Raw genomic sequence first — 24,016 nt, forward strand, 5'->3', positions numbered from 1 at the left:
TGTCCCGTATGCCCCAAGACATGCAGGGGAACATCTTCGTTTACGGACTGGTCGGGGCATTGGCAATCGCGCTGCTGGTTGCCGCCTTTACCGATATCCGCCGCCGCCAGATCGACAACTGGCTGAACGCTGCCATCGCGCTGTCTGCGCCGGCCTACTGGTGGGCATCGGGCTTGTCGCTGTGGCCAGGCGTGGCGATGCAGGTGGGTGTGGCGTTTATCGCCTTCGTCGTCCTCGCAGGCCTCTTTGCGCTGAAGCTCATGGGTGGCGGAGACGTCAAGCTGCTGGCGGCGCTGGCACTGTGGTTGCCGCCCCTGACCTTCGTCAAGCTGCTGGTGATCATGTCGCTGCTGGGCGGCGCGCTGACCATAGTCGTCGCCGCGTGGCACTACACGGTAACGCGCCGGCGCGATGCAAAGATCCCTTACGGCGTGGCAATCGCCAGCGCCGGACTGATCGTCCTGGCCCCGATGCTCGAGGCCGGCTGGCGCTCCGTTACAGGTGCATGAACACCATATCACAATTTTTAACCATTTTGCCCGAGACATGCGGGCCTGAGTTAAGAGGGCGGGACAAGTAGCATGGACAAGAGGAAGCTGATGTTGCTGGTGGGGGCGCTGATCGTTGCGATCGGCACGGCCTTCGCGGCAAGGAGCCTTTTCGCTGGCGCGTCCACGCCCCAGGCAGAAGCTGCGGCAAAGATGCCGATGGGCCCGAAGGTGCTGGTAGCCCAGCGCGCCCTGCCCGTCGGCACGATCATTACTGCCGACTCAATCAACTTCCAGGCATGGCCCAAGGACATGGTTCAGGACGCCTACTTCGTCGAGGGCGAAGCTGACATGCAGAAGCTGCTCGGCACCGTGGTGCGCAACCCGATGACTGCCGGCGAGCCGGTGACCAAGGGCAATCTCGTTGCCCCCGGCGACCGTGGCTTCCTGGCAGCTGCTCTCGGGCCAGGCATGCGCGCCGTGACCATTCCCGTCTCGGCCCGCACCGGCGTTGCCGGCTTCGTCTTCCCGGGCGATCATATCGACCTGGTGCTGACCCAGACCGTAAAGGGCAGCGGCGACAGCGGCATGGCGCTCAAGGCCTCGGAAACCATCCTCAAGAACCTGCGCGTGCTCGCCACGGACCAGTCGACCGAGCAGGAAATGGTCGAGGGCAAGACCCGCGTGCGCACCTTCAGCACCGTCACGCTCGAAGTAACGCCCAAGATTGCGGAAAAGATTGCCGTGGCCCAGACCATCGGCACGATCAGCCTCTCGCTGCGCTCCCTGGCCGACAACTCGGCCGAGCTTGAGCAGGCGATTGCCTCGGGCGACGTCAAGATCCCGGCCGGCGCCAGCAAGCAGCAGGAAGAGGCGCTGATCAAGCAGGCCATGGCCCGCCCGATCGAAAGCACCAAAGCCAGCTTCGTGACCGGTGGCGACGTATCGCGCTTCCAGCGCACGACCGTGCCAGTGGCGACTGCTCCCGCAAGCGGCGGATATTCCGCACCCGCCGCAAGCTCTGCCCCGCAGATGGCAGCAAACGGCCGACCGGTGCCGACCGGCCCCGTGGTCCGCGTGACCCGCGGCAAGGACACCGAAAATGTCTCGATAGGAGCGAAGTGATGAGCTGCGCTCCCCACACCAAGATCATGCGACAGATCCCGACCTCGAAGGGCAGCACCATGAACCGCCGTTTTTCCTCCAAGCTTCTCACGGCCGCGCTGATCGCTGCCCCGCTGGCAATGATGCCCGCTTCCGGCATGCTCCACGCACAAAGCCTGACGAGCCCTGCCCGCACTGTCACGATTTCGATCGGACGCGGCGAACTGGTCACCGTGCCGGGCCGGATGGCTGACGTATTCGTCGCTGACGACAAGGTGGCAGACGTCCAGGTCAAGTCGACCAACCAGTTCTACGTCTTCGGCAAGTCGGGCGGTGAGACCACGGTCTACGCCAGCAACGCCAAGGGCGATGTCGTGTGGTCGGCAAACATCCGCGTCGGCAACAACATCGACTCGATCGACCAGATGCTGCACCTCGCCATGCCCGAGGCCCGCGTCAACGTCGCGACGATGAACAACACGGTCCTGCTGACCGGCACCGTCGGCGCGCCCGAAGACGCAGCCGAAGCCGAACGCCTGGTCCGCGCCTTTGTCGGCGACAAGACCAACGTGATCAGCCGCCTGAAGATGGCAACGCCGCTGCAGGTCAGCCTGCACGTGAAGTTCGCCGAAGTCAGCCGCACCCTGGTACGCGACCTGGGCGTGAACCTCACCAGCATCGACGGCACTGGCGGTTTCAAGTTCGGCATTGGTCAAGGCAGGTCGGTCGGATCGTTCTTCACCACTGACCGGAACCTGCCGTTTGGCGTCGGGACGTCATCGACCACAGGCTTCACCTTCGACCCGACCAAGGTGACCGAGGCGAATCCACTCGGCTTGGTGGAAAAGCCAGGCAGTTCGGTGACGGCCGCCGCTACGGGCACCACCATTGCCGGAATGGGCAAGTTTCTCGGCCTCGATCTGCTGGGTGCGCTCGATGCCGCCGAGACGATCGGCCTCGTCACCACTCTGTCCGAGCCGAACCTGACCGCGCTTTCGGGCGAGACTGCCGATTTCCTTGCCGGCGGCGAATATCCGATCCCCGTCTCGCAAGGGCTTGGCACCACCTCGATCGAATACAAGCGCTACGGCGTCAGCCTTGCCTATACGCCAACGGTCCTGGCCAATGGCCGCATCTCGATCCGCGTGCGCCCGGAAGTCTCCGAGCTTTCGAGCACGGGCGCGCTGAAGCTCGACAGCGTCGAAATCCCCGCCCTGACCGTGCGCCGTGCCGAAACGACGATCGAACTCGGTTCGGGCCAATCCTTCATGATCGCCGGCCTGCTGCAGAACGGCGCGCAGAATGCCCTGACCAAGATGCCGGGCGTGGGTGACGTGCCGATCCTCGGCTCGCTGTTCCGCTCGACCCGCTATCGCAAGGGCGAAACCGAGCTGGTTATCGTGGTTACGCCGTATCTGGTGAACCCGGTCAACGCCAGCGACATCAAGCTTCCGACCGACGGCTTCCAGAGCCCGAACGATATCCAGCGCCTGCTTGGCAACATGGAGCACGACGGCATCACCGGTGGCGATCGCCCCAAGCCGACCGAGAAGGAAGGCACGGTTCAATCCGGCCCCAAGGTCGGCAGCCTCGACAAGCCCGCGAAGGCATCGCAGCCCGCCGATCGCCGCAGCGACAAGAAGGTCGCCAGCGTCGAACCCGGCTTCAGCATCCAGTGAACGAGGGACAGCCCATGCGCACCAACCACACCCGCCGCGCTTCCGCCGCGCTGCTGCTTTCGCTGGCGACAGTCCTTTCGGCCTGTTCGGCCAATACTCCCGAGAACCGCATGCTCAATTCGGTGCATCAGCCGATCGTCGAGCGTGACCGCTACGTCTTCGATGTCGAGACGCTGCCGGGCGGCGGCATTTCGATAACGGAACAACGGCGCCTCGCCGGATGGTTCGAGAGCCTTGGCCTCAAGTATGGTGACAAGATTGCCATAGACGATCCGTTGCAGTCAAAGGCAACGATCGCGTCAGTCGATACGGTGGCCGGTCGCTGGGGCATGTTCGTCGACGGCCCCGCCCCGGTAACGCCCGGTTATGTCCCGGCAGGCGGCGCGCGCATCGTCGTGACCCGCGCCACGGCCTCGGTCCCTGGCTGCCCCGACTGGACCGCCAAGTCCGACTTCTCGATGAGCAACCGGACGACGTCGAACTTCGGCTGCGCCATCAACAGCAATCTGGCTGCGATGGTCGCCGACAAGGAACACCTCGTGAAGGGCGCCAGCACCACCGGCGAGACGGTGGTGATGAGCGGAACCAAGGCGATCGACAGCTTCCGCGCCGCCAAGCCCACCGGCGAAGATGGCCTGAAGAGCAATGCGACGTCCAATGCCTCTGGCGGCGGCGGCGGAGGAGGAAACTGACATGAGCTGGAAGAATGCCAATCGCGATGCCTTCGCCGCCTTCATGTGCGACGAGACCGCGCTCGACGTCCTTCGCCCGGTCGTCGTCGACATGGGCTGGGCTCCGGAAAAGTGCCACCGCGGTGGCCTGCGGAACGCGATCCAGTCGCTTTCGATCACGGCCAGCCCGAACATTCTCATGGTCGACCTGTCGGAAAGCGGCGACCCGCTGAACGACATCAACGCCCTGGCCGAAGTTTGCGAGCCCGGCACCGTGGTCATCGCCGTGGGACAGGTCAACGACGTGCGCCTCTACCGCGATCTGATTGCCTCGGGCATTCAGGATTACCTGCTCAAGCCGCTCAACGCAGGCCAGATCCGCGATGCCCTGGTTCAGGCGCAGGCGATCTTCGCTGCGCCCAAGAGCCATGATCCGTCAGCGGCGAAGCGCCACATCTCGACCGCCATTGTCGGCACGCGCGGCGGAGTCGGCGCATCGACGCTGGCGACATCGCTTGCCTGGCTGTTCAGCACCGATCACAAGCTGCCCACCGCGCTGCTCGATCTCGACGTGCATTTCGGCACCGGCGCGCTGACGCTGGATCTCGAGCCCGGCCGAGGGCTGACCGACGCGATCGACAATCCAAGCCGCATCGACGGCCTGTTCATCGAACGCGCCATGATCCGGGCAAACGACAACCTGGCGATCCTGTCGGCCGAAGCACCGATCAGTTCGCCCCTGATGACCGATGGCAGCGCGTTCGTGCAACTGGAGGAGGAATTCCGCCAGGCGTTCGAGATGACCGTCATCGACATGCCGCGCAACATGCTGATCAACTTCCCGCACCTGCTCGGTGACGTGAATGTGGTGATCGTTGCAACCGAACTGACGCTGGCTGGCGCGCGCGATGCCATCCGCCTGCTTTCGTGGCTCAAGACCAATGCCGCCCACGCCCGTCCGATCGTGGTTGCCAACAAGGTCCAGGCCGGCGCCAACGAGATCAGCAAGGCTGATTTCGAAGCCTCGATCGAACGCAAGATCAACTTCATGTTGCCCTACGATATCAAGGGGGCGTCGAACGCGGCCAAGCTCGGTCAGTCGTTCGTTGCAGCTAATCGGTCCTCCAAGGTCGGGGCCACGATCCGGGACATCGCTTTCGCGATCATCGGAACCGGTGAGGAAGAAGCAGCGCCAGACACCGCAGCCAATGCGCGCAAGCCCTCGCTGCTGGGCAAGTTCGATCTGAAGAAGATGCTCAACAAGCCAAAGGCCGGTGTGCCCGCCTGACGGCTCGCATTCGCTTGAGGTGACGGGAAGAGACCTGCAATGGGGAATACGATCCAGCTGATCCTGATGGCCGGCGGCATGATGGCGGCGATGGTGCTTGGCTATGCCGCACTGTCCGGCCCTTCCGCGTCCAAGGAAAGCGGCCGCCGTCTCCAGTCCGTGCGCTTTCGCCATTCGGACAGCGCAGTTGACAAGGTCGAAGCGCAATATCGCAAGACCGTGGCAGCCCGCAAACCGCGCGCGGGGAAGATCGCCGGCTCGGGATCACGGATGGAGGCGCTCGAACTGCGGCTCCATCGGACCGGCAAAGGCTGGACAATGTCGCAGTACCTCTATGTCAGCGGCGGCCTGACTCTGGCGGTCCTGCTGCTGGTCTTCGTCAAGACCGGAGCGCCCTTGCTGTCGCTCGTCGCCGGGCTGTTCGTCGGCATTGGCTTGCCGCATTTCATCGTCGGTCGGGCAATCGGCAAGCGCGTCGAGAACTTCACGACACGCCTGCCCGATGCGCTCGACCTGCTGGTACGCGGGCTTCGCTCCGGTCTTCCGGTCACGGAAACCCTCGGCGTTGTCGCCAGCGAACTCCCCGGCCCCGTGGGCGAAGAGTTCAAGCTGGTGACCGACCGCATCAAGGTGGGTCGCACCATGGAAGAGGCGCTGCAGGACACCGCCGATCGCCTCAACATGCCGGAGTTCAACTTCTTCTGCATCACGCTGGCGATCCAGCGCGAGACCGGCGGCAACCTTGCCGAGACGCTTTCGAACCTGTCGGACGTGCTGCGCAAACGCGCGCAGATGAAGCTCAAGGTCAAGGCAATGAGCTCGGAATCCAAGGCATCAGCCTATATCGTCGGCTCGTTGCCCTTCATCGTGTTTGCCCTGATCTATACGATCAACCCGGCCTATCTCAGCAAGTTCTTCGTGGACGAGCGCCTGATCATTGCCGGTTTGGGCGGCCTCACCTGGCTTGGCATCGGCTCGTTCATCATGGCCAAGATGGTCAACTTCGAAATCTGAGCGGGAGGGACCGGCCATGATCAACAACCCCGCAGGACCAACGCTGCTCGGCTTTGACGTTTACCTTGTCGGTTCGATCCTGATCGGGATCGCCGCCGCTGCCGTCATGCTTGCAGTCTACGCTGCCGTTACCGTCCGAGACCCCATGGCCAAGCGGGTCAAGGTCCTGAACGAACGGCGCGAGCAGCTCAAGGCCGGCATCGTCACTGCCAATGCCCGCAAGCGCCAGAGCATTGTCCGCCGCAACCAGACCACCGACCAGATCCGTGGCTTCCTCGAATCGCTCAAGGTTCTGCAGGACAGCCAGCTGGCGGTGATCCAGCAGAAGCTGGCGCAGGCCGGCATCCGCAAGAAGGAATGGGCTGTCGCGGTCATTCTTGGACGTCTGGTCGGCCCGATCACGCTGGGTCTTCTGGGGGCGGTTCTCTTCTATTGGACCAACACCTTCGGGGATTGGGGGCCCATGAAGCGGATGGGCGCCTTCATGTTCATGCTCATCGCAGGGTACAAGGGGCCCGACGTCTTCATCCAGAACATGGTTTCCAAGCGGACCAACGCGATCCGCAAGGGCCTGCCCGATGCGCTCGACCTGCTGGTCATCTGCGCCGAGGCCGGCCTGACCGTCGACGCTGCCTTCAGCCGCGTCGCTCGCGAGCTGGGCCGTGCCTATCCGGAACTCGGGGACGAATTCTCCCTCACCGCCATCGAGCTGTCGTTCCTTACCGATCGCCGACAGGCGTTCGAGAACCTCGCCTATCGTGTCGATCTGGAGTCCGTCAAAGGCGTGGTGACCACGATGATCCAGACCGAGCGTTATGGTACGCCCCTTGCCTCGGCGCTGCGCGTGCTCTCTGCCGAATTCCGCAACGAGCGCATGATGCGTGCCGAGGAAAAGGCGGCAAGGCTGCCCGCGATCATGACCATCCCGCTGATCCTGTTCATCCTGCCTGTGCTGTTCGTCGTGATCCTCGGCCCTGCTGCCTGCTCGATCAGCGACACCCTGATCAACAAGAAGCCAGGAAGCTGATCGGACCAGCCAAGGCAAAATGAAAAGCCCCGCCGGACATCCCGGCGGGGCTTCTCGTTTTGCGGCAGAATGCGATCAGGCGCGGGTGACGGTCTGGTCGATTGCGCCGAAAATGCTTTTGCCCTTCGCATCGCGCACTTCGATGCGCACCGTATCGCCCCACTTCAGGAACGGTGTCGAAGGCTGGCCAGTGGTAATCGTTTCGACCATGCGCTGTTCGGCAATGCAGGCGTACCCCTTGCCGCCTTGCGACACAGGGCGGCCGGGGAGCCATCGGGATCGCGATTGGACACCGTGCCTGAGCCGATGATCGTCCCTGCCCCAGACTGCGGGTCTTTGCAAGATGCGCGATCAGCACGCCAAAATCGAAAGTGCATTCCTCGCCTGCCTCGACCCGCCCGAATGGCTGGCCATTGAGATCGACTGCCAGGGTCCTTGACAGCTTGCCGCTGTTCCACGCCTCACCAAGGCTGGCGGGCGTCACGAACGCTGGCGAAAAGTGGCTGGCAGGTTTCGACTGAACAAAGCCGAACCCCTTGGCGAGTTCGCCCGGAATAAGATTGCGCAAGGATACGTCGTTCACCAGGCCGACGAGACGAATGTGCTTGAGAGCTTCGTCCGGGGCAACGGCTTGGGGAACGTCACCGGTTACGACGACGATCTCGGCCTCGAAGTCGCAACCCCATGCTTCGTCCGCCAGGACAAGCGGTTCGCGGCCACCACGCAGATCGTCGCTTCCACCCTGATACATCAGTGGATCGGTCCAGAAGCTTTCCGGCAGTTCCGCCCCCCGTGCCTTGCGGACGAGTTCGACGTGGTTGACGTAGGCGCTGCCATCGGCCCACTGGTAGGCGCGGGGCAACGGGGCGCACGCTTCGCGCTCGTGGAACCGCTTGCGCGGAATGGCTTCGTGCGCAAGCTCGATGGATAGCGCTTCGACCAAGGGGAAGTAGCGGTCCCAGTCATCCAGCAGGGCCTGCATCGTCGGTACGATGTGATCGGCGTCGGCATACCAGGCAAGGTCGTTCGACACGACGATCAGCCGACCGTCGCGTCCCTGCGGCAGCGATGCGAGCTTCACTTCTCGTCGCCTTCGAGCGTGCGGGCAGCTTTCAGCAGCTTCTCGAGGATGGCGCGCAGCTTTTCCTGTTCACGCGGCGATATGGCCGAGAAAATCTTCTGGTACATCTCGAACGCCTGCGGCCAGATCCTGCCGTGCAGCTCGCATCCAGACGTCGTCAGTTCCAGATGATGAGAGCGCCCGTCCTGCTCGTTCGGGCTGCGCTGGACCAGTCCCCGCTCCTCTAGCACCTTGCACGCGCGATTGACGGCGACTTTGTCCATCAACGTGGCTCGGACCAGATCGCGTTGGGTCAAGGCCCCAGCGTCACCCAATACGGCCATGATCCGCCATTCGGGAATCTTCAGGCCGAATTCGCTGCGATACTCGCCCGCGATAAGGCCACTCACCGCATTCGAGGTGATGGCCATACGGTAGGGCATGAAGTCGGTGAGGCGCGTTTGTGTTCCGGGCATGATTTCGTATCACATGAAACCAGCCTGATGCGCAAGAGCGAAATATTATGACACCAAGCGGCGGCGTGCGCGTTAGATCAATGCGCACAGAGACGCTAGACGACATTTTCTTTATGCCGCCATGCCTCCAGCTTTAGCGCGCAGAGCAGCACCAAGGGTGCAGCATGGTTTCATGCTGCACCCGTTCGACAATGCAATTCCGTTCAGTGTGCGAGGATACCGGCCATGATGAAATCGACCGTGTGCTCGCGGTAGCTGTCGCGCAGTTCCTCGGTCAGAGTGTCCTGATCGAAGCAGTGCTTCAGCACCAGACGTGCCGAGAAGAAGCGATCGGCCGCACCGGTAACGGTGAAGTAGAACAATTGCGGGTTGATCGGCCGGAACACGCCAGCCTTCACGCCATCGCCAATGAACCGGTTGTAGGCGCGATGCAGCGGCAGCAGATACTGGTCAGCGATTCGCTTCGCTTCAGCTTCGTCGCTGTCACGAACCAGCCGCATCAGCAAGCGATTGAGGTACGGGTAATCGAAGTAGGTATCGATGCACTTGGAGATGTGCAGCCTCAGCTTTGCCTCCGGGCTCATGTCGTCCTTGGCAAGCAACGCGTCGACCGACTTGACGATGTTTTCCATGTCGCGGTCGAGCAAGGCCTTGAGCATGCCCGCCTTGTTGCCGAAGTAGTACTTCACCAACGCGGAGTTCAGCCCGGACCGAAGACTCAGTTCCGAGAGGGAGATATCGACCACGTCCCCCTCGCGCATGATGGTCGACGCGGTCTGCAGAAGCTGCTCGCGTGCGCCCGGCGTTTCCAGGCTTTCCCCCTTTGACACTTCCGTATTCATTCCCAACCCGGCTCATTCCAAAACGGATAAAACGCAGGCATATCCGAAGAAACGCGTCCGGGGTAGCGGGGAGCGCGTTTTTCAAGGAAACTCGCGATGCCTTCAGCGGCATCGGCACCCCGCGAAAGGGTATAGATTGCCCTGCTGTCGACCCGGTGCGCCTCCATCGGGTGCGACAATGAGGGGTTGTGCCACAGCATCGCGCGGGTCATCGCGACCGAGACCGCGCTGGTGTTGTCGGCAATCTCGCGTGCGAGCGCGATTGCGGCCGGCATCAGGTCCTCGGGTTCATGCAGCGAGCGGACAAGGCCGCCACGCAGGGCTTCCTCGGCATCGAAAACACGGCCGGTCATGCACCATTCCAGCGCCTGAGGCAGGCCGACGATGCGCGGCAGGAACCAGCTCGAGGCCGCTTCGGGCACGATGCCGCGACGGGCAAAGACAAGGCCAAAGCGCGCCTTGGTCGACGCGAGGCGGATGTCCATCGGCAATTGCATGGTTACGCCGACGCCCACCGCCGCGCCGTTGATCGCGCCGATCACCGGCTTCTTGGACTGATAGATGCGCAAGGTGATCATGCCGCCGCCGTCTCGCACGCGGGGATCGGACAGGTCTTCCACCGTATCGCCGCTGGAGAAAACGTGCTTGCCGTCGCTGGGTGTGAGATCAGCCCCGGCACAAAACGCACGGTCCCCTGCCCCGGTGACGATCACTGCGCGCACGCTGTCATCGGCATCGGTGCGATCGAACGCGTCGATCATCTCGTTCATCATCGTGCCGGTATAGGCGTTCATCTTTTCCGGGCGGTGCAGCGTGATGGTTGCGATGCCATCGGCGATGTCGAGCTTGATCTGCGTGTAGTCGGCCACGAAACTCTCCCGAAACGATGGAGGCGGGGTTCGTGCCCCGCCCCTCACCTTCAATTCAAATCAGCGCGGTGCCATGCGAATGGCGCCATCAAGGCGAACGTCCTCGCCGTTGAAGTAGCCGGTTTCGATCATGCACATGGCGAGGTTGGCATACTCTTCCGGCATGCCGAGGCGCTTGGGGAACGGCACGGATGCGGCGAGCGCATCCTTCACGTTCTGGGGCGCACCCTGCAGCAGCGGGGTGTTGAAGATGCCCGGCAGGATCGTGTTGACGCGGATGCCCTCGCTCATCAGGTCGCGTGCGATCGGCAGGGTCATGCCGACAACGCCGCCCTTTGAGGCCGAGTATGCAGCCTGGCCCATCTGGCCGTCTTCGGCAGCGACCGAGGCGGTGTTGACGATGGCGCCACGCTCACCGAACTCGTCGCAGGGATCGAGCGTCATCATACCGGCGGCCGACTTGGCGATGCAGCGGAAGGTGCCGACGAGGTTGATCTGGATGATCCAGTTGAACGCATCCATCGGGAAGTGCTTGATTTCGCCGGTTTCCTTCGACCGGCTGGCAGTCTTGATCGCGTTGCCGGTCCCGGCGCAGTTGACGAGGATGCGCTCCTGGCCATGCGCAGCGCGAGCCTTGGCGAAGCCGGCATCGACGCTCTCGTCGCTGGTCACGTTCACTTCGCAGAACACGCCGCCGATCTCGGCAGCCATGGCTTCGCCCTTTTCCTTCTGCAGATCGAAGATGGCGACCTTGACGCCCTTGGCAGCAAGGGCACGAGCGGTGGCAGCGCCGAGGCCGGAAGCGCCGCCGGTAACCACGGCAGCAACGGTATTGTCGAGCTTCATTGCGAGTTATCCTCTCTAAAGGGCTGAAAAATCAAAGAGCTTCGATGATGGTGACGTTGGCAACGCCGCCACCTTCGCACATCGTCTGCAGGCCATACTTGCCGCCCCGTGCGCGCAGGGCGTGCACGAGCGTGGCCATGAGCTTCGTGCCCGACGCGCCGAGCGGGTGACCGAGCGCAATCGCGCCGCCGTTGACGTTGAGCTTCTCAGGGTCCGCGCCGGTGTGCTTGAGCCAGGCCATCGGCACTGAAGCGAAGGCCTCATTCACTTCGTACAAGTCAATGTCCGAGATCTTCATGCCGGCCCGCTGCAACGCTCGGTCAGTGGCGAAGAGCGGTTCCTCGAGCATGATCACCGGATCGCCTGCTGTCACCGTCAAATTGTGGATGCGCGCCAACGGCGTAAGGCCATGCGCCTTCAGGGCGGCTTCGGAGACGACCAGCACGGCGCTCGATCCGTCGCAGATCTGGCTGGAGCTGGCAGCGGTGAGCGATCCTTCGGGGCTGAGCAGCTTGACCCCGGCAATGCCTTCGAGCGTCGCATCGAAGCGGATGCCTTCGTCCACGGTGTGCATCGCGGGGCCTTCGGGAGTCTCGATTTCGACCGGCACGATCTCGCCCGCAAAAGCCTGGGCATTCGTTGCGGCGATGGCCTTCTGGTGGCTGTTCAGCGAGAAGCGGTCGAGGTCGTCCTTGGTGAAGCCGTGCTTCTTGACGATCATTTCCGCGCCCATGAACTGCGAGAACATGATGCCCGGATACTTCTCGTCCAGACCGGGCGACTTGTAGTGGCCGAGGCCCTCCTTCATGTGGAACGTGGCGTTCGAGCCCATCGGCACGCGGCTCATGCTTTCCACGCCCGAGGCGATGACCACGTCCTGCACGCCCGACATCACCGCCTGCGCGGCGAACTGGATCGCCTGCTGCGATGAGCCGCACTGGCGGTCGATGGTCACCGCAGGCGTCGATTGCGGCAAGAGCTTCGATGCGAGCACCGCGTTACGGCCGACCTGCATTGCCTGCTGCCCGGCCTGGGTGACGCAGCCCATGATCACATCGTCAACCGCAGTCGGATCGATGCCAGTGCGAGCGATGATGGCATCGAGGCTGCGCGCGGCGAGATCGACCGGGTGAACGCCCGCAAGCCGTCCACCACGGCGTCCTCCGGCCGTGCGCACTGCGTCGACGATATAGGCTGTAGCCATGTGTTCCGACTCCTCTCGATACTTCTTTAATCGAACGATTAAGGGGCGATATGGCGCTGGTCAAGCGGGCTTGTGCGGTTCGGCAGCGCGCCCCATAGACCGGGGCGTGAGCAAGGAATCCGACCTGATCGCGGCGATGCGCGCGCTGGCCCTGCACCCCGCGGCGCGCGGGCTGGCCGACGACTGCGCTGTGCTGCCATTCGGGGGCGAGACGCTGGTGCTGACTCACGACATGATGGTCGAGGGCGTGCACTGGCTGCCGGGGCAGGACATGGCCGACGTCGCGTGGAAACTGTTGGCGACCAACTTGTCCGACCTTGCGGCAAAGGGAGCGGAACCGGTCGGCGTCTTGCTGGGCTTCACGCTGGGCGAGGAGGATACGCGCTTCGTTGCCGGGCTTGGCGAGGCGTTGCAGGCATTCGGCGTGCCCCTGCTCGGTGGCGACACCGTCAGCGGCACAGGGCCGCGCAGCCTGGGACTGACAGCGCTGGGACGCGCGACCTTTTCACCCGTGCCTTCGCGCAGCGGGGCGAAGGCGGGCGATACCCTCTGGCTGACCGGGCCGGTTGGTGCGGCGATGCTGGGGTTCGAGGCACTGCGGGACGGGACCGGCCGTGACAGCATCGCCTTCCGAAGGCCCTTGCCGCGCCTTGCCGAAGGCCGGGCACTTGCTCCGCTGGCAACCGCAATGATGGACGTTTCCGACGGCCTGCTGATCGACGCCGCGCGCATGGCGCAGGCCAGCGGCGTGACCTTTGCCCTTGCTGGCGACGCAGTGCCCTTCCCTGTCGCCCTGCCCGACGTTCGCCGGGACGAAGCTATGCGCTGGGGCGATGACTACGAACTGCTGTTCACGCTGCCCGCCGGAATTGCCCCGCCTGTCGCCGCCCATCGCATAGGGGTCGCGCAGGCGCTAACGTCATCACCTGTTATCGTCGATGGTGCAGTGCCGCATGGCAATCTGGGTTATATGCACGATTAAAAACCCTTTGACCAAGGTCATGGAAGGGCTTGCGGGTCAGAAATAAAACGATAGCTTCTCGCCCACCCGCAACGACGGGGACGGGCCATTCGTGGCACCGGACATAAAGGGGGATGCCAACGTGAACCTAGTCGTATTATCGATAATACTCGGGTTGCTTGCCGTCGTTTATGGCTTCGTAACCAGCCGCCAGGTGCTCGGCGCACCAGCGGGCAACGCCAAGATGCAGGAAATCGCCGCCGCCATCCAGGAAGGCGCGCAGGCCTATCTCAAGCGCCAGTACACCACCATTGCGATCGTCGGCGTGGTCGTCGCCGTCATCATCGCAGCCACCCTCGGAGCGATCTCCGCCACGGGCTTCGTGATCGGCGCGGTGCTGTCGGGCGTCGCGGGCTTCATCGGGATGAACATCTCGGTGCGCTCAAACGTGCGCACGGCAGCCGCTGCACAGAACGGCCTGCAGGCCGGGCTGACCCTTGCCTTCCGCGCTGGCGCCATCACCGGCATGCTGGTGGCGGGCCTCGCCTTGCTCGCGATCGCAGTGTTCTACCACTACCTCACCGACATCGCCGGTTACACCGTGGGTGGCGATGACCGCACGGTGGTCGATGGCCTCGTCGCCCTCGCGTTCGGTGCCTCGCTGATCTCGATCTTCGCGCGCCTTGGCGGCGGCATCTTCACCAAGGCCGCAGACGTCGGCGCCGACCTCGTCGGCAAGGTGGAAGCAGGCATCCCGAAGACGATCCGCGCAACCCGGCCGTGATCGCCGACAACGTGGGCGACAATGTCGGCGACTGCGCCGGCATGGCCGCCGACCTGTTCGAGACCTATGTCGTGACCGTGGGCGCAACCATGGTGCTGACCGCGCTGCTGCTCAAGGGCCTCGGCGACGCGCTCGGCGCGATGATGGCCCTGCCGCTGCTGATCGGCGGCGTGTGCATCGTCACCTCGATCATCGGCACCTATTTCGTCAAGCTCGGCTCCTCCAACAACATCATGGGCGCGATGTACAAGGGCTTCCTTGTCACCGCCGTCCTGTCCGTCGGTGCGATCTGGTGGGCGATTTCCTATGCCCTCGGGGACATGGAAACGCCGATGAGCTACACCATCCTCGACAATACGGTGACGTTCACCGGCCGCGTGCTGTTCTACTGCTCGCTGCTCGGCCTGGTCATCACCGGCCTGATCATCTGGATCACCGAGTACTACACCGGCACCAACTACCGCCCGGTGCGCTCGATCGCCAAGTCGTCGGAAACCGGCCACGGCACCAACGTCATCCAGGGTCTGGCCATCAGCCTTGAATCGACTGCGATGCCCACGGTCGTGATCTGCGCCGGCATCATCATTGCCTACCAGCTCGCCGGGCTGATCGGCATTGCCTATGCAGCAACCGCAATGCTTGCCCTGGCCGGCATGGTCGTGGCATTGGACGCCTATGGTCCTGTCACCGACAACGCCGGCGGCATTGCCGAAATGGCCGGCCTCGATGATTCGGTGCGTGAAAAGACCGACGCTCTGGACGCGGTGGGCAACACCACCAAGGCCGTGACAAAGGGCTATGCCATCGGCTCGGCCGGCCTTGCCGCGCTGGTGCTGTTCGCCGCCTACACCACCGACCTGCGCGAGTTCTTCCCGAACCTCGCGGTCAGCTTCAGCCTCGAAAACCCCTATGTCATCGTCGGGCTGCTGCTCGGCGCGCTCTTGCCGTACCTGTTCGGCGCAATGGGCATGACCGCAGTGGGCCGCGCGGCGGGCGACGTGGTAATCGATGTGCGTGACCAGTTCCGCGAAAATCCGGGCATCATGGCGGGTACCTCGAAGCCCGATTATGCGCGCACCGTGGACCTCGTCACCAAGGCCGCGATCAAGGAAATGATCGTGCCCTCGCTGCTCCCGGTGCTGGCACCGATCGCGGTCTACTTCGTGATCGCAGCTGTGGCCGGTCAGGCCAACGGCTTTGCCGCGCTTGGCGCCCTGCTTCTCGGCGTGATCGTCGGCGGTCTGTTCGTCGCTATCTCGATGACCTCGGGCGGCGGCGCATGGGACAACGCCAAGAAGTACATCGAGGACGGCAACCACGGCGGCAAGGGCTCCGAAGCCCACAAGGCCGCTGTCACGGGTGATACCGTGGGCGATCCCTACAAGGACACCGCTGGCCCCGCCGTGAACCCGATGATCAAGATCACCAACATCGTTGCGCTGCTGCTGCTCGCGGCACTTGCCAGCAACGCTGTGGGATAAGCAACCAACGCCCAAGTTGGGGAGAGGACACCCCGTCCGGAGCAATCCGGGCGGGGTGTTTCTTTGCTGGCTTGTTAACCGAGTTTTCGCGCATTCCCCTAAGGCCGGGAGCGGAGACCCGGAACCTTGAACGTCGCGACATTCACCACGGCAAGTCTGCCCATGCCGCTTACACAACCGGGCGCGGCGGTCGCGTCGGTGCGGGCGTGGCGCGAGTGGACCGAGGCAGGACGGCGCGCGCAGTGGCAGGCCTTGGCCGACAGTGCCTCGACACCCAATCCGTTCTTCGAACCGTGGTATCTGATCCCCTCATTGGAAGCGTTCGACACCGACGGCAGCGGACGGCTGCTTACAGTTGAGCTCCGTGGCGAACTGGTCGGATTGATGCCGCTTGGCAAACCGCGCCGCTATGGCCGCTGGCCGCTTCCGCACCTCACGATATGGCTTCATCCCAACGCTTTTCTGGGCGCGCCCCTGGTGCGGGCAGGGTGCGAGGCTCTGTTCTGGCAGGCACTGCTGCAATGGGCCGACAAGCAGGCGGCGAGCGAACAGGCGCTGTTTCTTCACCTTGCCGCCATGCCACTGGAGCAACCGCTTACCGAAGCTCTGTTCGATCTTGCGGAGGCACAGGGCCGAAAGGCCTCGCTGGTCATGCGCGAGCAACGCGCGCTGCTGCATTCCCCCCTCAACCCGGAACTCTATCTGGAGCGGGCGCTGACAGGGAAGAAGCGCAAGGAGCTGCGTCGCCAGCATGCTCGGCTCGCCGAACAAGGCGAGCTGGACGTGCAGCGCCATCAGAACGGCATCGAACTGGACGGCTGGATTGCCGCCTTTCTGGAGCTTGAGAAGCGCGGCTGGAAGGGCGCCAGCAACAGCGCCATGGCCTGCGCGCGGGAGACCGAGACCTTGTTCCGCAAGGCTCTCGAAGGCGCGGCAGCCATTGGCAGGCTCGAACGCCTCGCCCTCACGCTCGACGGCCACCCCATCGCCATGCTAGCGAACTTCCTGACGCCGCCGGGCAGCTTTTCCTACAAAACGGCCTTCGACGAGAACTTTTCGCGCTACTCTCCGGGCGTCTTGTTGCAACGAGAGAACCTCGCGCTCCTCTCGCGACCGGACATCACCTGGTGCGACAGTTGCGCCGCGCCCGATCATCCGATGATCGACAGCCTGTGGACCGAACGCCGCCCGATTGGCCGGATTTCGGTAGGAATCGGCGGTAGCGTCCGGCGCAAGCTCTTCGAAACTCTCCTGTCGCTCGAACTGGGGCGCAATCCTGTCGGACTTGGCCGATGAACGAACAGACTGCCTTTGCAGATGGATCTGCGCCTCTCGATGCGTTTGACGAGACGTCCCGCGCTGCTTTCGCCGCGTCCTACCCCGAAGTGCCGCACAAGCTGGTCCACCGGCTGGGCATGCACCCGCTGATGCAGCTCGACTCTTTGGCGATCCTGGGCGAGGCCCTGCCGGAACGCTCCGTCGAATACAATCGCGCGGCTTTGCCATTGGGCCTCAACGGTGAAAAGGCGCCTGCCAACGGCATCGGCATCGGCGAGACGATCCGCAACATCGCATCCACCGGCAGCTGGGCTGCCCTCAAGAACATCGAGCAGAACCCAGCCTATGCGGAACTGCTGGACAGTCTGCTCGACGAACTGCGCCCGGTGATCGAGCAGCGCACCGGCGCAATGCTCAAGCCGCAAGGCTTCATCTTCGTCACCAGCCCGGGCGGCGTGACACCCTATCATTTCGACCCCGAGCACAACATTCTTCTGCAAGTCATGGGATCGAAGGTCATGACGATGTTTCCCGCAGGCGATGCCCGCTTCGCCCCGGACGAAACCCACGAAACCTATCACACCGGCGGCGGGCGCGAACTTTTCTGGCGCGATGAGCTGCTCGCCAGCGGCAAGGACTGGCCGCTGTCCCCGGGCGAAGCGCTCTACGTGCCGGTCATGTCGCCCCATTTTGTCCGCAACGGCCCACAGCCGTCGGTATCCCTGTCGATCACGTGGCGATCCGAATGGAGCTTTGCCGAAGCAGACGCGCGCGCCTTCAACGGGTTGCTGCGCAAGTTCGGCATGAAGCCGCGCCCACCCGGGCGCTGGCCGGACGGCAACCGCGCCAAGGCGCTGTGCTGGCGGCTCTACGCCAAGGCGCGTGGCCTGCGCTGAATTGATCCCGTTGACGTAAACGGCAGCCACGTCCATCGCGCTGGCATGACCGACTCTGACAAACCGACTCCGCAGGAACTGGTCGAAAGGCTGCTCGACCTTCTCGACGTGAAGGACCACGGCGGCGACCGCTTCGAGGGCCGTCGCAAGATCGGCGGCGTCGGCCGCGTGTTCGGCGGCCAGGTGATCGGGCAGGCCTTGGCGAGTGCAGAACGCACCGTGCCGGCCGACCGGCCCGTCCATTCGCTCCACGCCTATTTTCTGCGTGGGGGAACGAGGATCACGAGATCGACTTCAAGGTCGAGCGCGATCTGGATGGGGGCAGCTTTTCCAATCGCCGCGTCGTGGCCAGCCAGCTAGGCAAGCCGATTCTCAACATGGTCGCTTCGTTCCACAGGCGCGAAGACGGGCGGCACCATGCAGAACCGATGCCTCAGGTTGTCGGGCCGGACGACCTTGCCAGCGAAAGCGAGTTGCGCCTGCGCTATGCCGCGAAGATGCCCGAGAGGCAGCGCCAGCAAATGCTGCAACCACGGCCGATAGAGCTACGCCCGATCGAGGCCCGGCACTGGATGAACAATGGCCCGCAGGAGCCGCGTGCCCATACCTGGTTCCGCTCGGTCGGAGCGCTGCCCGACGATCCCCGCATCCACCGTGCGGTCCTGGCCTATGCCAGCGACATGACCTTGCTTGGTACTTCCACTCTTCCGCACGACATCAGCTGGTCAAAAGGCAACCTGATGGGGGCAAGCCTGGATCATGCGATTTGGTTCCACGACGATTTCCGCGCGGACGAATGGCTGCTCTATGCCTGCGACAGCCCTTGGGCGGGCCGCGCGCGCGGTTTCAATCGCGGGCGGATCTACACGCAGGACGGTCGGCTGGTGGCCAGCGTGGCGCAGGAAGGCCTGATCCGACCGATCGGACCAAAAAAGTCTTCCGACTGATCAAGGCTTCGAACAGACGGCCCCGGCGATGCGGGGCTTGTCGATCATCGCGAAGACCACCCGGCCAAGTGACGTCACGCCCGGTTGGCCGGCAAGCTCCCTCGCCACCTTCTCGAAACGGTGGCAATTGGCAGCATCGGTTGCGCCGCCGCCATAGCGGTTGCCCAGTTGCGTGGAATAGCTTTCGTACGCACGCTTCTGCGGCGCGAAGAATGCACGCATGCGCCGGTCCGCCGCCGCAAAGATCGGGCGATGCGTGCCCATCATGGCTTCCATGACCGGGCCGATGTCGGTCCCGATCGCCTTGCAGCGCAGGGTGACCGCCATCATCATCGTCTCGAATTCGTGCACGCGCGCGGCGGTGATCGTCTCTCGATCAAGGCACGTTTCTGCGTGAGCTGGATTCGCTGCCAGCAGCACGCACGCCATCACCAGTTCCACTGCGCGCCTCATTTCGTTGCCGTCGCAATCTGGCAAGTCGTGACCGGCAAGGCCATGATCTGGTCAAACTGGCGAACCACCGCCGCCTGCCGCGCATAAGTGCCGGCGGCAACTTGCTGCTGATAGGAACTGGCCTCGGCAGCCAGCGCGTTCATCGGTGAGGGATCGCGGGAGAGCTGGTAGCTGTCATAGGCCTGCTGCAGCTTCTGCATATGGGCAATTGCCGCATCGTTGTTGGCACGAGCGAGATCAAGATACGGCTTGTAGCGAGTCTCATAGAACGCATTGCGCTGTTCGGCCGAGCAGAAAGAGGTCGGCAATGGCAGGTCGGCAATGTCGGCCAGAACCGGCCGCTCGGGCAGCGCAAAACCATTAGCAGCCACGACCCGGTCCGTGCCGCTACCAACTTCCTGCGAACGCGCGAGTTCAAGCAGAAGATTGGCATCGCTGGTCACGTCAGAGGCTTCCGCAACGGCAGCCTTGGGCGTTCCAACCACTGCCGGCTTTGGTTCCGCAAGGGGCGGCAACGATGGCGGCGCGGCGGCAGGTGGCGGCGAAATCACTGTCGCAACGGCCGGCGTCATGGCCGCAGTGGCAGCAGCCGGCGCAACAACGGGAGCGGGCATTGGCGCGACTGGTGCAGGCAGGGACAAAGCCTTGCGCAAGGTGGCCAGTTTCGCTCGCGCCAATCCGGCAAATGTGCCGGCAGGGTACTGCTGCAAATAAGCATCATAGACCGCCGGATCGTCGCTCCCGGCAACCGATTGCCAGAACGCAAGCTCAAACGGCGAGCCGACGCCATTGGCGGATTGGGCATGCACAGGCGCGGACAGGCCCAGAAGCAGACCTGCTGCCAGCGGAAGTGCCGCCATGCGCATTGTCAGCCCCACCATACCATTAGCCCCCGGCTCAATCCAAATTCGATGCAACTTCTGTAGACAACAGACAGCAGCAGCCTGAAACCGCTCCAAACAGAATAGGTTACCGTCGCGTCAATAGTATTTTTGCGTATACCTTGCCCTAATTAAGCAAGTGTGTCGCTCTTTCGCCAAAATCGCGCCAGTTCAGTCCCTGCGCTTCCAGCCAGCCGTCATCGTAATAGGTCTGGGCATAGCGCAGCCCTGAATCACACAGGATCGTTACAATCGATCCCACCTCACCCGCAGCCGCCATTTCTTCGACAAGCTGCAGGCAGGCATGGATATTCGTTCCGGTCGAACCGCCCACCGGTCTGCCGATCCGCGCGGCAATGGCGCGCATCGCCCCGATCGATGCCGCATCGGGCACGGCGATCATGCGATCGATCACCTCCGGCACGAAAGACGGTTCGACGCGCGGGCGGCCGATGCCTTCGATCAGGCAGCATGCCCCGGCGGCGGGGCAGTTACGTTGCGGTCGGCATGGTGGCGGTGGAACACCGAGCCTTCGGGATCGGCAACGCACAGCCGCGTCGGGTAGCGGCCATAGCGGATGAAACGGCCAAGCGTGGCAGACGTGCCGCCCGTCCCCGCCCCGCAAACAAGCCACGACGGCACCGGATGATCCTCGCGCGCCATCTGCTGGAAGATCGATTGCGCGATGTTGTTGTTGCCGCGCCAATCGGTCGCGCGCTCGGCGTAAGTGAACTGGTCGAGGAACAGGCCGCCCGCTTCGGCCGCAAGGCGTTCGGCCGCAGGGTACATCTCGCCCGCGCTGTCGACCATGTGCACGTCGCCACCGTGAAAGCGGATCGCCTCGATCTTCGCAGGCGAAGTGCTGCGCGGGATCACCGCGACGAATTTCAGGCCAATCAACTTGGCGAAATAGGCCTCGGAAACAGCGGTTGATCCGCTGGTGGCATCGACCAGCAAGGTATCTGGCCCGATGCGGTTGTTGCACAAGCCATAAAGGATCAGCGAGCGCGCCAGACGGTGCTTGAGGCTGCCGGTCGGATGGACGCTCTCGTCTTTGAGGTAGAGCGTGATCCCCGGAAACTTGGGCAGTTCCACGCGGATCAGGTGCGTATCGGCAGAGCGGTTGAAGTCCGCCTCGATCCGGCGCACGGCCTCGTCGCTCCATGCCCTGCGCTGGTCTGCCATCACGCTCTCCATCCTCTACCCGTTCGGATGATAGAAGTCGTAGACGGTTTGCGCCACTGCCGCGCTCACGCCCGGTGCGCGCTGCAGATCATCAAGGCTGGCGGCCCGGACCTTGCCCGCCGTGCCAAAGTGCAGGAGCAGCGCACGCTTGCGTGCCGGACCGATGCCGGGAATCTCGTCCAGCGGGCTGGCGGTGATGGCCCGGCTGCGCTTGGCGCGGTGTGCGCCGATGGCAAAGCGGTGAACCTCGTCGCGCATGTTCTGCAGGTGGAACAGCACCGGCGAGTTGACCGGCAGCATCTTCTCGCGCCCATCAGGGAAGTGGAACACCTCGCGCCCCTCGCGTCCGTGGTGCGGACCCTTGGCAATCGCAATCAGCGGCACGTCCTCGATGCCGAGTTCGCCCAAGGCCTCCTTCACCGCCGACATCTGCCCCTTGCCGCCGTCGATCAGCACAAGGTCCGGCCACATGCCGCTTTCGCGATCGGGGTCTTCCTCCTGCGCTTTCCCGAAGCGCCGGGTCATCACCTCGCGCATCATGCCGAAGTCGTCGTTGGTCTGCGCGGTCTTGATGTTCCACTTGCGGTACTGGCCCTTCACGAAGCCTTCCGGCCCCGACGATCATCGCACCCAGCGCGTTGGTGCCCTGAATGTGGCTGTTATCGTAAACCTCGATGCGCTGCGGAACGTCCGGCAATTCGAGGAATTCGGCGAGTTCGCGCATGACCCGCGCCTTGGTGCCGCTTTCGGCCATCCGCCGGTCAAGCGATTCCACCGCGTTGCGCTGCGCCTGCTCCATCAGCCTGCGCCGGTCGCCACGCTGCGGCACCGAAATCTCCACCTTGCCGCCTGCGCCTTCGCACAGCGCCTCGGCCAGCAGCGCGGCCTCGGGCAGTTCGCGGTCAACCAGGATCAGCCGAGCAGGCGGGACTTCCTCATAGAACTGGGCGAGGAAGCTGGTCATCACCTCCTCTTCCGAAAGCCCTTCGGTGTGGCTTGGGAAAAAGGCGCGGTGGCCCCAGTTCTGGCCGCCGCGAATGAAGAAGGCCTGCACCGCCACCTGACCGCTCTTCACAGCCATGGCAAAGACATCGGCATTGCCAACGCCCTCGGCATTGATTGCCTGGCTGCCCTGGATGAATGTTGCCGCGCGCAGGCGATCGCGCAGCATCGCGGCACGCTCGAAGTCGAGGTTCTCCGCCGCCTCCTGCATCTGCGCCTCGATCTCGCGCTGGACCGCGCTCGACTTGCCGCCGAGGAAATCCTTGGCCTGCCGCACCAGCTCGCCATAGTCCTCGGGGCTGATCCTGTCGACGCAAGGGGCCGAGCAGCGGCGGATCTGATACAGCAGGCAGGGCCGGTCACGACGCGACATGAAACCGTCGTTGCAGCTGCGCAGCAGGAACAGCTTCTGCAGCGCGTTGATCGTGGTGTTGACGCTCCCCGCGCTGGCAAAGGGGCCGTAGTAGTTGCCCTTGGCCTTGCGCGCGCCGCGGTGTTTCTGAATGCGCGGGAATGCATGATCGCCGCGCAGCAGGATGAACGGGAATGATTTATCGTCGCGCAGCAGCACGTTGTACGGCGGGCGGAAGCGCTTGATCAGCTGTGCTTCCAGCAGCAGCGCCTCGGCTTCCGAATTCGTCGTGACGATCGTCATGCTGCGCGTCTGGCTGACCATGCGCCGCAGGCGGTTGGGCAGGCGATCGACCTGGGTGTAGTTGGCGACGCGGTTCTTGAGCGCCCTTGCCTTGCCCACGTAAAGCACATCTCCGCGCGCATCGAGCATGCGGTAGACACCCGGCTTGGGTCGCAAGGTGTTCACCGTGTCACGGATGACCGAGACCCCCAGCTCGATATCAGGCTTGTCCGCGCCGCGCACGGTCGTGGACGCGCGATCTTCGTGGAAGCGCTCGGTATCGCGGTCGGGTGGAGGGGCGGGCGTGCGGGCCATGGCGTAACCTTGCAAATAGTCGCTGAAGCGCGCCGCGCAATGGCAAGGTGGCCGGTTTTCCCAAAGTCATCAGGGTTTTCCCTGATGATCCATTTCGGCGGTTTTAGGGCCGTTGCGCCACAATCCGCACATGATCGGGCAACCATTCGGAAAGGCTGGAACGAGCGCAAGCGCCATTCCTCAAGGGCGCCGTGGCGATGCCCGCGTTCGCCTGCATCTGCCTGCACGCCTGATCCTCCTGACAAGCGTGCAGGCCTGCATCCTCGAGGATCTCTCGGCTACCGGAGCCGCCCTTATCCCCGAGGAAGGCCTGCCCCCGGTCGGCGCTTCAGCGATCCTGCAATGTGAACATATCGAAGCCTTTGGCCAGATTCGCTGGGCCCGTTATGGCCGTTGCGGCGTGATGTTCGAGGAAAAGCTGCCGCTGTCGCAGGTCATCGCCCTCAGACACTTCTCCGATAACTACGAGCAAACCGAGCGCGAGCGCCACATGGAGCGCGCCCGCGCCTGGGTCCAGGGCAAAAGCCGCATCGTCTGAACCGTCAGAACTGCTTGCGGAACTCGATCTCGAATACCCGCCCGCGCGGATCGAGGTAACCGGGCTGATAGCGCAGCGGGACGCTGCCGGTGT

The 24,016-nt window shown here is 63.6% G+C and carries 20 protein-coding genes and 4 pseudogenes; 13 read left to right on the forward strand and 11 right to left on the reverse strand.

The features are described 5' to 3' along the window. Positions 1-20: 20 nt before the first annotated feature. The 7 genes from C7W88_RS00705 to C7W88_RS00735 all read left to right on the forward strand — a co-directional run bounded on the left by C7W88_RS00705 (position 21) and on the right by C7W88_RS00735 (position 7,271). A complete protein-coding gene (locus tag C7W88_RS00705; RefSeq protein ID WP_240344745.1) occupies positions 21-509 on the forward strand; it encodes a prepilin peptidase in 489 nt (162 codons plus the stop codon). Between the two features lie 72 nt (positions 510-581). After that, positions 582-1,613, forward strand: coding sequence for a Flp pilus assembly protein CpaB (gene cpaB / locus C7W88_RS00710; protein ID WP_118072136.1), 1,032 nt, complete (start codon positions 582-584; stop codon positions 1,611-1,613). Then, entirely contained in the window at positions 1,613-3,271 is a 1,659-nt protein-coding gene (locus tag C7W88_RS00715; RefSeq protein WP_370073158.1) for a type II and III secretion system protein family protein, read from the forward strand. The genes cpaB and C7W88_RS00715 overlap by 1 nt, the downstream gene beginning before the upstream one ends. 14 nt (positions 3,272-3,285) lie before the next feature. After that, a complete protein-coding gene (locus C7W88_RS00720) occupies positions 3,286-3,963 on the forward strand; it encodes a CpaD family pilus assembly protein (RefSeq protein WP_118072137.1) in 678 nt (225 codons plus the stop codon). Position 3,964: 1 nt separating this feature from the next. Then, complete coding sequence (locus tag C7W88_RS00725; protein ID WP_118074491.1) at positions 3,965-5,230, forward strand: pilus assembly protein CpaE; 1,266 nt, start codon at positions 3,965-3,967, stop codon at positions 5,228-5,230. A gap of 39 nt (positions 5,231-5,269) precedes the next feature. Continuing rightward, on the forward strand, positions 5,270-6,244 hold the full coding sequence (locus C7W88_RS00730; protein ID WP_118072138.1) for a type II secretion system F family protein: 975 nt from the start codon (positions 5,270-5,272) through the stop codon (positions 6,242-6,244). A 16-nt stretch (positions 6,245-6,260) separates the two neighbouring features. Beyond that, the gene (locus C7W88_RS00735; protein WP_118072139.1) at positions 6,261-7,271 is read left to right on the forward strand and encodes a type II secretion system F family protein; all 1,011 of its coding nucleotides are present in this window, start codon (positions 6,261-6,263) and stop codon (positions 7,269-7,271) included. Positions 7,272-7,346: 75 nt separating this feature from the next. Here the strand turns inward: C7W88_RS00735 and C7W88_RS00740 are convergent. From C7W88_RS00740 to C7W88_RS00765, 6 genes and pseudogenes are all read right to left on the reverse strand, one after another. Then, positions 7,347-8,352, reverse strand: a pseudogene (locus C7W88_RS00740) (fumarylacetoacetate hydrolase family protein). Beyond that, positions 8,349-8,807, reverse strand: a complete 459-nt coding sequence (locus C7W88_RS00745; RefSeq protein ID WP_118072140.1) for a MarR family winged helix-turn-helix transcriptional regulator — start codon at positions 8,805-8,807, stop codon at positions 8,349-8,351. Before C7W88_RS00745 ends, C7W88_RS00740 begins: the two are co-directional and overlap by 4 nt. A gap of 203 nt (positions 8,808-9,010) precedes the next feature. Further along, positions 9,011-9,649 (reverse strand): TetR family transcriptional regulator, encoded by a 639-nt coding sequence (locus C7W88_RS00750; RefSeq protein ID WP_118072141.1) that lies wholly within the window; start codon positions 9,647-9,649, stop codon positions 9,011-9,013. Beyond that, on the reverse strand, positions 9,646-10,518 hold the full coding sequence (locus C7W88_RS00755) for a crotonase/enoyl-CoA hydratase family protein (RefSeq protein WP_118072142.1): 873 nt from the start codon (positions 10,516-10,518) through the stop codon (positions 9,646-9,648). The genes C7W88_RS00750 and C7W88_RS00755 overlap by 4 nt, the downstream gene beginning before the upstream one ends. Before the next feature lie 60 nt (positions 10,519-10,578). Continuing rightward, a complete protein-coding gene (locus C7W88_RS00760) occupies positions 10,579-11,364 on the reverse strand; it encodes an SDR family NAD(P)-dependent oxidoreductase (RefSeq protein WP_118072143.1) in 786 nt (261 codons plus the stop codon). A gap of 31 nt (positions 11,365-11,395) precedes the next feature. Continuing rightward, positions 11,396-12,568: an acetyl-CoA C-acetyltransferase gene (locus C7W88_RS00765; RefSeq protein ID WP_118072144.1), complete on the reverse strand. Its 1,173-nt coding sequence runs from the start codon at positions 12,566-12,568 to the stop codon at positions 11,396-11,398. 106 nt (positions 12,569-12,674) lie between these two features. On the opposite strand from C7W88_RS00765, the gene thiL reads away from it, so the two are divergent. The 5 genes and pseudogenes from thiL to C7W88_RS00790 all read left to right on the forward strand — a co-directional run bounded on the left by thiL (position 12,675) and on the right by C7W88_RS00790 (position 18,915). Further along, positions 12,675-13,550 carry a thiamine-phosphate kinase gene (thiL, locus tag C7W88_RS00770; protein WP_240344746.1) on the forward strand — a complete coding sequence of 292 codons (876 nt, stop codon included), beginning with the start codon at positions 12,675-12,677 and terminating at the stop codon, positions 13,548-13,550. A gap of 121 nt (positions 13,551-13,671) precedes the next feature. Then, positions 13,672-15,794, forward strand: a pseudogene (locus C7W88_RS00775) (sodium-translocating pyrophosphatase). A 162-nt stretch (positions 15,795-15,956) separates the two neighbouring features. Next, a complete protein-coding gene (locus C7W88_RS00780; protein WP_118072146.1) occupies positions 15,957-17,090 on the forward strand; it encodes a GNAT family N-acetyltransferase in 1,134 nt (377 codons plus the stop codon). Continuing rightward, complete coding sequence (locus tag C7W88_RS00785; RefSeq protein ID WP_118072147.1) at positions 17,087-17,968, forward strand: transcriptional regulator; 882 nt, start codon at positions 17,087-17,089, stop codon at positions 17,966-17,968. Before C7W88_RS00780 ends, C7W88_RS00785 begins: the two co-directional genes overlap by 4 nt. Positions 17,969-18,013: 45 nt before the next feature. Beyond that, positions 18,014-18,915 (forward strand): annotated as a pseudogene (locus C7W88_RS00790) (acyl-CoA thioesterase). Here C7W88_RS00790 and C7W88_RS00795 read toward each other — a convergent pair. From C7W88_RS00795 to uvrC, 5 genes and pseudogenes are all read right to left on the reverse strand, one after another. Then, positions 18,916-19,368: a hypothetical protein gene (locus C7W88_RS00795; RefSeq protein ID WP_118072148.1), complete on the reverse strand. Its 453-nt coding sequence runs from the start codon at positions 19,366-19,368 to the stop codon at positions 18,916-18,918. After that, positions 19,365-20,249 (reverse strand): hypothetical protein, encoded by an 885-nt coding sequence (locus C7W88_RS00800; protein WP_118072149.1) that lies wholly within the window; start codon positions 20,247-20,249, stop codon positions 19,365-19,367. Before C7W88_RS00800 ends, C7W88_RS00795 begins: the two co-directional genes overlap by 4 nt. Positions 20,250-20,376: 127 nt before the next feature. Then, positions 20,377-20,673, reverse strand: coding sequence for a hypothetical protein (locus tag C7W88_RS24505; RefSeq protein ID WP_305036985.1), 297 nt, complete (start codon positions 20,671-20,673; stop codon positions 20,377-20,379). Between the two features lie 38 nt (positions 20,674-20,711). Further along, positions 20,712-21,434, reverse strand: a complete 723-nt coding sequence (locus tag C7W88_RS00805; protein WP_305036986.1) for a PLP-dependent cysteine synthase family protein — start codon at positions 21,432-21,434, stop codon at positions 20,712-20,714. Between the two features lie 15 nt (positions 21,435-21,449). Then, positions 21,450-23,385: pseudogene (gene uvrC / locus C7W88_RS00810) on the reverse strand (excinuclease ABC subunit UvrC). Between the two features lie 130 nt (positions 23,386-23,515). Between uvrC and C7W88_RS00815 the strand changes: the two are divergent. Beyond that, entirely contained in the window at positions 23,516-23,923 is a 408-nt protein-coding gene (locus C7W88_RS00815) for a PilZ domain-containing protein (RefSeq protein ID WP_118072150.1), read from the forward strand. Positions 23,924-24,016 lie beyond the last annotated feature (93 nt).

Source organism: Novosphingobium sp. THN1, from assembly GCF_003454795.1.
Taxonomy (GTDB): domain Bacteria; phylum Pseudomonadota; class Alphaproteobacteria; order Sphingomonadales; family Sphingomonadaceae; genus Novosphingobium.